We start from the raw sequence: 9,795 nt of genomic DNA on the forward strand, positions 1-9,795 counted from the left end.
CAGCTACGTCTCTTCCTGCCCTGCGCGGATCTGCCCGCGTGGCATGATATTGATGGTCTCGTGCAGCTCCGACCACACCAGCACGATCTCGCCGCTTTTCAACTGGCGGCGTACGTCATCCACCTTCTGTTCCAGCGAGCGTTCGTGCTCACCGTAGTCGGTGCCTTCGCGCAGCACGAAGGATTCGATCAGGCTGCTCAGGGTTGCTGGTTCCAGCTCTTGCCAAGGGATAATCACGTTTTCGATTCCAGAAAAGGGGAAAGCCAAGCTGGAATACGGTATTCCAACCACATTTGCGGTTTTTTCAAAGTGCCGCCGACAAAGCCGACGTGGCCGCCACACTCAGTCAGTTGATATTCGATATTGGCGGGTAGCTGGGTGAGATCGGGGATCACTTCGTCGGTCATGAACGGATCGTCCTTGGCGTGGATGATCAGCAAGGGGGTGGTGATCTGCGGCAGCAGGGGCAGGGCGCTGCAACGGCGATAATAATCGATCGCGCCGTCGAAGCCGTGCAAGCGCGAGGTAATCACCTCGTCAAATTCACGGATACGGCGCAGGTTGTTCAACTGCGGCAGATTCAGCGGCAAGGTGCCGGGGTAATACAGCAGTTTGCGCATGGCGTTCTGTTTCAACTGGCCCAGCAGGTAGTGTTGATAAACGCGTGAAAAACCTTGTTCCATGCGCAGGGAGCAAGGCTCCAGCATCAGCGGGGCCGATACCACTACCGCCGCTTGCAGCAGGCTGTCATTGCCTTGCTGTGCCAGATAGTACGCCAGCATATTACCGCCCAGTGAAACGCCCACCGCCGCCGTGGGCACTTCGCCAAAGCTGCTACGCAGCCAGCGCAGAAAGAAGCGGGCATCTTCGGTTTCGCCGGAATGATAGATGCGGTGCTTGCGGTTGGGCACGCCGCTGCAACCACGAAAATGCATCACCACGCCCAGCCAGCCTTTCTCGCGCCAGGCGTTGAGCAGGCCGTGTGCGTAAGGGCTGTAGAAATTCCCCTCCAATCCGTGGAACAGCACCACGCGCGGTTTGTCGCGGGCTAGCTGCGGATCTTCACTCCAGGCGAGATCGACAAAATCGCCATCGGGCAACTCCAGCCGTTGCCAGTGGGGCTTCAGCAACACATGGCGACGTACCAGCCGTGGCAGCAGGGTTTGTAGGTGTGGATTACTGGCCCCGGTCAAAGGGCGAAAGGATTCATGCATAGTTGAATAAAAATCTTGTTGGCGGCTCTTGTGTGATCAGTACCGCACTGTTATACCCGTCATACTTCAAGTTGCATGTGCGTTGGCTTTGTTACTCGGCCCATCCGTGGGCCTCGCCCCTTCGGGGCCGCTGCAAGCAGCGTTCAAATCTGCTCCAGGCAGATTTGTCGCTCACCCCAGTCACTTACTTGAGTAAGCTCCTGGGGACTCGCTGCGTTGCCGCCTTCCTGCAACTCGAATTATTTAGGGTATAGCTTCAATACCCTATGTGAACAATCATACTGCAAAAAAGTCATTTGGGTGAGGAGCACCCGCTTCATGGAACTGAGTTTATTTCTTTCGATGTTAGGCTTCCTGTGGGTTGCCGCAATTACACCTGGCCCAAACAACATGCTGCTCACCACTTCTGGGGCCAATTTCGGCTTTATGCGCTCGTTGTGGCTGATGATCGGCATTATGCTCGGCATGCAAAGTATCATGCTGCTGGTGGCGTTTGGCGTGGGTGGTCTGATCCTGATTTATCCTTCGTTGCATCTGATCCTGAAAATCCTCGGTAGCCTGTATCTGCTGTGGCTGGCGTGGAAAGTCGCCACCGCCGCTTATGAAAAACTGGAAACCGATGTGGCACCGCCCAAGCCGATTCGTCTGTATCAAGGCTGGCTGTTGCAGTTCCTCAACCCGAAGGCTTGGCTGATGGGCTTGGGTGCGGTAGCGAGCTTTAGCCTGGAAGGGGAAAAATACAATCATTCCATCCTGGCGATCGCTTTTGGCCTGTTCGTGGTGAATATGGTGGCTGGGGTGATTTGGCTGGGTTTCGGTACGGTGATTGGCCGCCTGCTACGCAGTAAGAAGGCCTGGGTTATTTTTAACGTTTCCATGGGGTTGTTAACCGCAGCCTGTGTGTTACTGATCTGGCACTAGAGGAAAGACGGATGAGCGAAAATTATTTCCATGTTGATGCGTTTATCGGCGCAGGCCTGCGTGGCAACCCGGCAGGCGTCTGCCTGCTGAAACATCCGCTAGAAACCGCACAGATGCAGGCTATCGCTAATGAGCTGTTCCTGCCAGAAACCAGTTTTGTTTGGGAAGATGGCGATATGCACGCAATTCGTTGGTTCACCCCTACGCGGGAAGTGGATCTGTGCGGGCATGCCACGTTGGCAACGGCACACGTGCTGTTAAGCGTGGTGAATCCGGCATTGCGTGATATTCGCTTTCGCTCGGCCAGCGGTGAACTGCATGTCACACGGGATGCTGGGGATCGCGAACGCCTGATTCTGGATTTCCCATCCCGGCCGCCGCAGAAAGTGGCTGAACCTGCGCAACTGGCGGCGTTGCTGGGCGCTCAACCGCTGGAAGTTTGGCAGGCCACGGCAATGATGGTGGTGCTGGAGAATGAAGCACAGGTGCGGGCATTGCTGCCGGATATTCCGGCGCTGATCGATCGGCTCGGCCGTGGTGTGATTGTCACTGCACCGGGCGATGAGGTGGATTTTGTCTCGCGCTATTTCTCGCTGGATCGCAGCGAAGATCCAGTCACCGGCTCCGCTCATTGCACGCTGATGCCTTACTGGACGGCGCGCCTTGGCCGCCATGTGCTGCATGCCAAACAGATTTCATCGCGCGGCGGCGAGCTGTTTTGCGAACTGAAAGGAGAACGCACGCTGCTGGGTGGTTATGCACGTATTTTCCTGCGGGGTGAAATTAACCTCTAGTCTGAATTTATATTCACATAAGGAATGAAGAATACTTTTTTATTCCTTTTACGCCAATTCAGATTATCTGCCGCAGCGGCGCATCATGCACCGTGCGACCATCTTGGGGGATAAGCCGTTTTATTGGGAGGATAACGGTACAGGCGGGCACAATGCCCGCCTGAGGTTGATGACAAAGTCGCCTTCTAGCCCGAGATACCCGGGTCTAGCGCACCGAGGGGCACTCCGACGGCTTACGCCGTTACGACCCCTTCGGCACGCTCCCCCTAATAACCAGCTTTGTCAGCCGTCTGAGGCGCACACAAAGCGCGCTTGTTGCTACTTTGTGGATCAACGTATGAATACATTAATCGCAGCTTGATTTACCTGTTTTATGGTTGATCGCCCCTTTTTCTATCAGCAGGTTTGCCACATCGGTAAAGCCGTGTTCGCAGGCACCGCTGAGAGGGCTGGCGTTAATTTTAGGGTTCTCGTTTATCGCGACGACATTTAAATCTGGGTTAAATTGCAGAATGTATTTGACGGTGTCTAGTCTGCCATCCACAGCGGCGACCATAAATAGTGTTTCACCATCTTTTTCTTTGGCGTTCCAGTCTACTTCGTTCTTTAAACGCTCATGCAGATATTTAACCACCTCCACATTGTTACCCATAACGGCAGATTTAACCGTATTGTAAACATCGGCTCTATCGGTGGCGCGAATATCAGCACCTTGTTCTGTCAGATATTGAACGATATCAAAATAACCAATGAACGCAGCCCAGCCTAACGCGGTTTGCCCTAAGGAAGCTTCATCTTTTGCCTCAAGATTTTGCCCCGCTTCGACCATTTTTTTAACCGTGGCTAAATTGCCTTGCTTGACCGCATCAAACCAGGCGGCATCTGGGCCTACAGAGGGTTTTTCATAGAAAATACGGTGTGATAGCAACTTAGGGTTGGCAATCTGCTGCATTTCTGCGTAGCTAAATCTGAATTTTGATAAATCCACATTTCCTTTATTTTCTTGGGCGTATAAATTAAAAGAACTCGCGGCGACAATGCCGGCAAGAAATATTATTTTTGTTAATTTCATCATGTTATTTACCCAGAGGTGAATGAAAAAGTGTTTTTAGACTATTTTCACTGATAACACCAGTAGTTATATTGAGCATGATATTCAAAAAAATTGAGCATTAAAAACGTACAGTAAAACGTCAAATATGCGGAATATCCAACTCGTATACCCCCTAAAGTACGACGGGAATACACGGCAAGTTTTGGTGTGGGGTTTTTATGAGGGGATTTAAGCGTGTCTGCGGGGGTATTGGGTTGGCTCAACTTAAATCATGGGTTCACCCTGCTCTGCAAGGTGAACCCCAGTGACTGACGTAACGGGATGACTAACTCTCTGATTCAAATACCTGAGTCAGATTCTCCAGCTGTTCTTGCGCGTCCAGCCAGGTCATTTCGGTCTCTTCCAACGCGGATTTAGCCTGGCTCTGCTTTTGCAGGCATTCGGTCAAATCGGCTTTACGGCTGATGTCATACAGCGCTGAGTCTGCCAGTTGTTCTTCCACCGCCGCCAATTCGGCCCCCAATTTTTCCATTTGCTGTTCCAGCTTGGCGATCTGCTTGCGCAGCGGCTGGGTTTGCGTGCGGAATTCGGCTTCACGGCGCTTTTGGTCTTTACGCGCCTGCGCGCTGTTGCCGTTATCCTGTTTGGGTGTGGCATCCTGCTGGGCCTGCTGCTTTTGCAGATCACTCAGCCACTGCTGGTAATCGTCCAAGTCCCCGGCGAATTGCTCCACTTGGCCATCGTGCACCAGATACAGATCGTCCGTGGTGGAGCGCAGCAGGTGGCGATCGTGCGAAACCACCACTAATGCGCCTTCGAAATCGATCAGCGCTTCGGTCAGCGCCTGGCGCATATCCAGATCCAGGTGGTTGGTCGGTTCATCGAGCAGCAGCAGATTAGGGCGCTGCCAGACGATCAACGCCAGTACCAGCCGTGCCTTTTCGCCACCGGAAAAACGCTCGGTCACTTCGGTGACTTTGTCGCCCTGGAAGCCGAAGCCGCCGAGGTAATCACGCAACTGCTGTTCCAGCACGCGTGGTGCAATGCGGCTCAGATGTTGCAGCGGTGATTCATCGGCGCGCAGGAATTCCAGCTGATGCTGGGCGAAATACCCGAGCTTGATGCCTTTTGCCAAGCCAATTTCACCGCTCAGCGGTTCGAGCGTGCCAGCCAGCAGCTTGATCAGCGTCGACTTACCCGCGCCGTTACGCCCCAGCAGGCCAATGCGTGAGCCGGGAACCAGATTGAGCTTGATCGATTGCAGGATCACTTTATCGCCATAACCTGCGCTGATTTTTTCCATCCGCAGCAGCGGATTCGGCAGGCTTTCGGGCTGACGGAAGCTGAAGCTGAACGGGTTATCGACGTGCGCCGGGGCAATCAGCTCCATGCGTTCCAGCATTTTGATGCGGCTCTGCGCCTGTTTGGCTTTGGTGGCCTGGGCGCGGAAGCGATCAATGTAGCTTTGCAGATGCGCCACTTTCTCTTGCTGGCTCTGATAAAGCGACTGCTGTTGTGCCAGCTTGGTGACGCGTTGGCGCTCGAACGAGGAGTAGTTACCGGTGTATTCGTTGATGGTCTGATTTTCGATATGCAGAATTTTATCGACGATCGGATCGAGGAAGTCGCGGTCATGCGAAATCAGCACCAAGGTGCCTGAATAGCTTTTCAGCCAGCGTTCCAGCCAGATCACAGCGTCCAAATCCAGGTGGTTGGTCGGCTCGTCGAGCAGCAGCAGATCGGAGCGGCAAACCAGGGCCTGCGCCAGGTTAAGGCGCATGCGCCAGCCGCCCGAAAAGGCACGTACTGGGCTTTGCAACTGTTCGTTGGAGAAGCCCAAACCGTGCAGCAGGCTGGCGGCGCGGGAACGGATGGTCCAGGCATCGATGGCATCGAGCTTGCCGTGCAGCGTGGCAATGGCATGGCCGTCATTGACATCGTTTGCCAACTGTAATTCGGCTTCGAGCTGACGAAACTCCCGGTCACCATCGATCACATACTCAAGAGCGGGGACATCCAGCGCTGGCGTTTCCTGATTCACCCAGGCCAGCGCCCAGTTGCCAGGGAAGGTGTAGCTGCCACCGTCTGCGGCGAGCTCGCCCTTCAGCATGGCCAGCAGCGTGGATTTTCCACAGCCGTTTTTACCCACCAAGCCGACTTTCTGACCGGGATTAACCGTCGCCGTGGCGTTGTCCAACAGGACGCGAGTGCCGCGTCGGATTTGTAGCGAGGAGAAAACAATCATAAAGCGCCGTATGTTCAGAGTATGTTAAATTGAGATGATTGTAAGTTAATAGGACGCTTGCTGTCCTATTATTAGCCTTTTTGGTCTTTGCGCTGCATGGTAACGGAAATCCGCTACCCTGACGACGCTTTGGAGGGGAATGATGTCGCAGCCGCCTAAGGTTTTGCTGCTGTATGCCCATCCGGAATCCCAGGACTCGGTAGCAAACCGGGTTTTGTTACAACCGGCACAGCAGTTGGAACATGTCACCGTGCACGATCTCTACGCGCACTATCCCGATTTTTTTATTGATATCCACCATGAACAACAACTGCTGCGCGAACATCAGGTTATTGTTTTTCAACATCCTATCTACACTTATAGCTGCCCGGCCTTGCTGAAAGAGTGGCTGGATCGCGTACTGTCGCGCGGCTTTGCCAGCGGCGTGGGCGGTAATGCGCTGGCAGGTAAATACTGGCGTTCAGTGGTCACCACCGGCGAACCGGAAGGTGCTTATCGTACCGAGGGTTATAACCGTTATTCGATCGAAGATATTCTGCGCCCGTTTGAGCTGACTGCTGCCATGTGCCATATGCACTGGTTGACACCGATGGTTGTCTATTGGGCACGTCGGCAAAAACCCGAAGTATTGAAAAGTCATGCCAACGCTTACGGTGATTGGCTGCGTAACCCGTTACCGCATACAGGGAGAGTGTGATGGAGGGGTCGTCCTTATTGACAGCGATATTGCTGTTCCTGTTCGCTGCCGTAGTGACCGTGCCCATTGCCCGCCGTTTGGGGATCGGTGCGGTATTGGGCTATCTGATCGCCGGTATCGCGATTGGCCCGTGGGGATTAGGTTTTATCCGTGATGTGGCTGAGATCCTGCACTTCTCTGAGCTTGGCGTAGTATTTCTGATGTTTATCATCGGGCTGGAGTTGAACCCGTCCAAGCTGTGGGAATTGCGCCGTTCGATCTTCGGGGTGGGTGCCGGGCAGGTGTTGCTCACCGCAGCGATATTGGGCGCGCTGCTGTATTTCAGCCATTTTGCCTGGCAGGCAGCGGTGATCGGCGGGATTGGTCTGGCGATGTCCTCCACCGCGATGGCACTGCAACTGATGCGTGAAAAAGGCATGAATCGCAACGAAGGGGGGCAATTGGGGTTCTCGGTGCTGCTGTTCCAGGATATGGCGGTGATCCCCGCGTTGGCTCTGATCCCGATTCTTGCCGGTGGCGGTGGCACCAGCGATGACTGGGCGGAAATCGCTCTTAAGGTGGCGGCGTTTGGCGGCATGTTGATTGGTGGCCGCTTTCTGCTGCGCCCGTTGTTCCGCTATATCGCCTCTTCTGGCGTGCGTGAAATCTTCACTGCCGCAGCGTTGTTGGTGGTGCTGGGGGCGGCGCTGTTCATGGAAACGCTGGGCCTTTCCATGGCGCTCGGGACCTTTATCGCCGGTGTATTGCTGGCCGAAAGCGAATATCGCCACGAACTGGAAATCGCTATTGAGCCGTTCAAGGGGCTGTTGCTTGGGCTGTTCTTTATCTCGGTGGGGATGGTTCTTAATATTGGCGTGCTGTATACCCACCTGGCGGAAGTGCTGCTGGGCGTGCTGATGTTGGTTATGGTGAAATCAGGTGTGTTGTATGGATTGGCGCGTATTTTCGGTTTACGCAGTTCGGTCCGCCTGCAGTTTGCCGGCGTGTTGAGCCAAGGGGGGGAATTTGCCTTCGTGCTGTTTTCTGCCGCCTCGGCCCTGCATGTGTTAGATAGCGAGCAACTTGCGTTGTTGATGGTGGTGGTGACGATATCGATGATGACTACGCCGATGCTGATGCAGGTTATTGACCACATTCTGGTGCGCCGCTACAACGCCAGAAAAGATGAGGGTGAAGAAGCACCGTACGTTGCAGATGACAATCCGCAGGTGATCATCGTCGGTTTCGGGCGTTTTGGTCAGGTGATCGGCCGTTTGCTGATGGCCAACAAGATGCGCATCACCGTGCTGGAGCGCGATGTTAGCGCGGTGGGTGTGCTGCGCCGCTATGGCTATAAGGTCTATTACGGTGATGCGACGGAGCTGGAACTGCTGCGTGCTGCCGGGGCAGAGAAAGCCAAATCTATCGTGATTACCTGTAATGAACCGGAAGACACGATGGCGATTGTTCATCTGTGCCAGAAACATTTCCCTAATCTCACCCTGTTGGCGCGCGCTCGTGGCCGTGTGGAAGCGCATGAGCTGTTACAGGCTGGGGTGAAGCAATTCAGCCGCGAAACCTTCTCCAGCGCCTTGGAGTTGGGGCGCAAAGCGTTGACGGAACTCGGCATGCATCCGCATCAGGCTTACCGTGCGCAGCAGCATTTTCGCCGCTTGGACATGCGAATGCTGCGTGAGCTGATGCCGCCTCACCAGGGCGACGTGGCGCAGATTTCCCGCGTGAAGGAAGCCCGGCGTGAACTGGAAGAGCTGTTCCATCGCGAAATGCAAAAAGAAAAACGGCAGTATGATGGTTGGGATGAACACGAATAACTTGGAGCGCAATGATGTCTGCAACACGTAAAAGATTTATCGCTGGGGCGGTGTGCCCAAGCTGTAACGCAATGGATACGCTGGCGGTCTGGCGTGAAGATCAGGTTGAAGCGGTGGAGTGCGTCAAATGTGGCCACCATCAGCGCCAGACCGAACAGCAGGTGGAAAAGCACGTTCGTCCGCAGGAACAGGTGATTGGTATTTTTCACCCCGAGTAACGTTATACCCGTCATACTTCAAGTTGCAGGTGTGTTGACTGCGTTCGCTCACCCCAGTCACATAGTGATCTATGCTCTTGGGGATTCGATGCGTCGCCGCCTTCATGCCACTCGAATTATTTAGGGTATATCTGCCGTGATTTTTTATGCTGAAGGGTACAGCGGTGCAGATTTCCTATACAATCTTCACCGATTTAGTTTCCAACGGTAGGAGATATCATGAAAGTAGCAAAAGACTTGGTGGTCAGCCTGGCTTACCAAGTACGTACAGAAGACGGTGTTTTGGTTGATGAGTCTCCGGTGAGTGCACCGCTGGACTATCTGCATGGGCATGGTTCTCTGATTGCAGGTCTGGAAAAAGCACTCGAAGGCCACGATGCGGGCGATAGTTTTGATGTACATGTCGGCGCTAACGAAGCTTACGGTGACTATGACGAAAACCTGGTGCAGCGCGTGCCGAAAGACGTCTTTATGGGCGTTGACGAACTGCAGGTAGGCATGCGCTTCCTGGCTGATACCGATCAGGGCCCGGTCCCGGTTGAGATCACCGAAGTGGATGGCGATCACGTGGTGGTTGATGGCAACCATATGCTGGCTGGCCAGAACCTGAACTTCCATGTAGAAGTGGTTGCGATCCGCGAAGCCACTGAAGAAGAACTGGCTCACGGGCACGTGCATGGCGAACATGACCATCACCACGAACACGGTGACGGTTGCTGCGGTGGTCACGGTCATGACCATGAAGGTCATGACCATGGTAAGAAAGGCGGTTGTGGTGGTAACGGTGGTTGCGGCTGCCATTAATCCCGGCATCGTCACTGCAAAGAAAGGTCGCTTCGGT

At 54.2% G+C, this 9,795-nt stretch carries 10 protein-coding genes and 1 pseudogene; 7 read left to right on the top strand and 4 right to left on the bottom strand.

Annotated elements, in window-relative coordinates; translation table 11 throughout:
* Positions 1-3: 3 nt before the first annotated feature.
* Together AC2A1E_RS20125 and AC2A1E_RS20130 are read right to left on the bottom strand one after the other, a co-directional pair.
* Complete coding sequence (locus AC2A1E_RS20125; RefSeq protein ID WP_484385232.1) at positions 4-237, bottom strand: YheU family protein; 234 nt, start codon at positions 235-237, stop codon at positions 4-6.
* Positions 234-1,214 (bottom strand): hydrolase, encoded by a 981-nt coding sequence (locus AC2A1E_RS20130; protein ID WP_484385233.1) that lies wholly within the window; start codon positions 1,212-1,214, stop codon positions 234-236. Before AC2A1E_RS20130 ends, AC2A1E_RS20125 begins: the two co-directional genes overlap by 4 nt.
* Positions 1,215-1,532: 318 nt before the next feature.
* Here AC2A1E_RS20130 and AC2A1E_RS20135 point away from each other — a divergent pair, with 318 nt between their 5' ends.
* From AC2A1E_RS20135 to AC2A1E_RS20145, 3 genes and pseudogenes are all read left to right on the top strand, one after another.
* Positions 1,533-2,135, top strand: coding sequence for a LysE family translocator (locus AC2A1E_RS20135; protein WP_484385234.1), 603 nt, complete (start codon positions 1,533-1,535; stop codon positions 2,133-2,135).
* 11 nt (positions 2,136-2,146) lie between these two features.
* A complete protein-coding gene (locus AC2A1E_RS20140) occupies positions 2,147-2,929 on the top strand; it encodes a PhzF family phenazine biosynthesis protein (RefSeq protein WP_484385235.1) in 783 nt (260 codons plus the stop codon).
* A 49-nt stretch (positions 2,930-2,978) separates the two neighbouring features.
* Positions 2,979-3,053: pseudogene (locus AC2A1E_RS20145) on the top strand (hypothetical protein); the annotation flags it as partial.
* Positions 3,054-3,275: 222 nt separating this feature from the next.
* Here AC2A1E_RS20145 and AC2A1E_RS20150 read toward each other — a convergent pair.
* Positions 3,276-4,004: an ankyrin repeat domain-containing protein gene (locus AC2A1E_RS20150; protein ID WP_484385236.1), complete on the bottom strand. Its 729-nt coding sequence runs from the start codon at positions 4,002-4,004 to the stop codon at positions 3,276-3,278.
* A 304-nt stretch (positions 4,005-4,308) separates the two neighbouring features.
* The gene (locus AC2A1E_RS20155) at positions 4,309-6,228 is read right to left on the bottom strand and encodes an ABC transporter ATP-binding protein (protein ID WP_484385237.1); all 1,920 of its coding nucleotides are present in this window, start codon (positions 6,226-6,228) and stop codon (positions 4,309-4,311) included.
* Positions 6,229-6,370: 142 nt separating this feature from the next.
* Here AC2A1E_RS20155 and kefG point away from each other — a divergent pair, with 142 nt between their 5' ends.
* The 4 genes from kefG to slyD all read left to right on the top strand — a co-directional run bounded on the left by kefG (position 6,371) and on the right by slyD (position 9,758).
* A complete protein-coding gene (gene kefG / locus AC2A1E_RS20160) occupies positions 6,371-6,925 on the top strand; it encodes a glutathione-regulated potassium-efflux system ancillary protein KefG (protein WP_484385242.1) in 555 nt (184 codons plus the stop codon).
* The gene (gene kefB, locus AC2A1E_RS20165; protein WP_484385238.1) at positions 6,925-8,736 is read left to right on the top strand and encodes a glutathione-regulated potassium-efflux system protein KefB; all 1,812 of its coding nucleotides are present in this window, start codon (positions 6,925-6,927) and stop codon (positions 8,734-8,736) included. Before kefG ends, kefB begins: the two co-directional genes overlap by 1 nt.
* 14 nt (positions 8,737-8,750) lie before the next feature.
* Complete coding sequence (locus tag AC2A1E_RS20170; RefSeq protein ID WP_459402885.1) at positions 8,751-8,954, top strand: YheV family putative zinc ribbon protein; 204 nt, start codon at positions 8,751-8,753, stop codon at positions 8,952-8,954.
* A gap of 219 nt (positions 8,955-9,173) precedes the next feature.
* The gene (gene slyD / locus AC2A1E_RS20175; protein WP_473189568.1) at positions 9,174-9,758 is read left to right on the top strand and encodes a peptidylprolyl isomerase; all 585 of its coding nucleotides are present in this window, start codon (positions 9,174-9,176) and stop codon (positions 9,756-9,758) included.
* Positions 9,759-9,795 lie beyond the last annotated feature (37 nt).

This window comes from Serratia sp. HNCC26DJ206, from assembly GCF_057180605.1.

Coding starts and splice junctions, on each gene's coding strand:
- AC2A1E_RS20130 (WP_484385233.1), bottom strand. CDS start 1,214: ATGCATGAATCCTTTCGCCCTTTGACCGGGGCCAGTAATCCACACCTA.
- AC2A1E_RS20135 (WP_484385234.1), top strand. CDS start 1,533: ATGGAACTGAGTTTATTTCTTTCGATGTTAGGCTTCCTGTGGGTTGCC.
- AC2A1E_RS20140 (WP_484385235.1), top strand. CDS start 2,147: ATGAGCGAAAATTATTTCCATGTTGATGCGTTTATCGGCGCAGGCCTG.
- AC2A1E_RS20150 (WP_484385236.1), bottom strand. CDS start 4,004: ATGATGAAATTAACAAAAATAATATTTCTTGCCGGCATTGTCGCCGCG.
- AC2A1E_RS20155 (WP_484385237.1), bottom strand. CDS start 6,228: ATGATTGTTTTCTCCTCGCTACAAATCCGACGCGGCACTCGCGTCCTG.
- kefG (WP_484385242.1), top strand. CDS start 6,371: ATGTCGCAGCCGCCTAAGGTTTTGCTGCTGTATGCCCATCCGGAATCC.
- kefB (WP_484385238.1), top strand. CDS start 6,925: ATGGAGGGGTCGTCCTTATTGACAGCGATATTGCTGTTCCTGTTCGCT.
- AC2A1E_RS20170 (WP_459402885.1), top strand. CDS start 8,751: ATGTCTGCAACACGTAAAAGATTTATCGCTGGGGCGGTGTGCCCAAGC.
- slyD (WP_473189568.1), top strand. CDS start 9,174: ATGAAAGTAGCAAAAGACTTGGTGGTCAGCCTGGCTTACCAAGTACGT.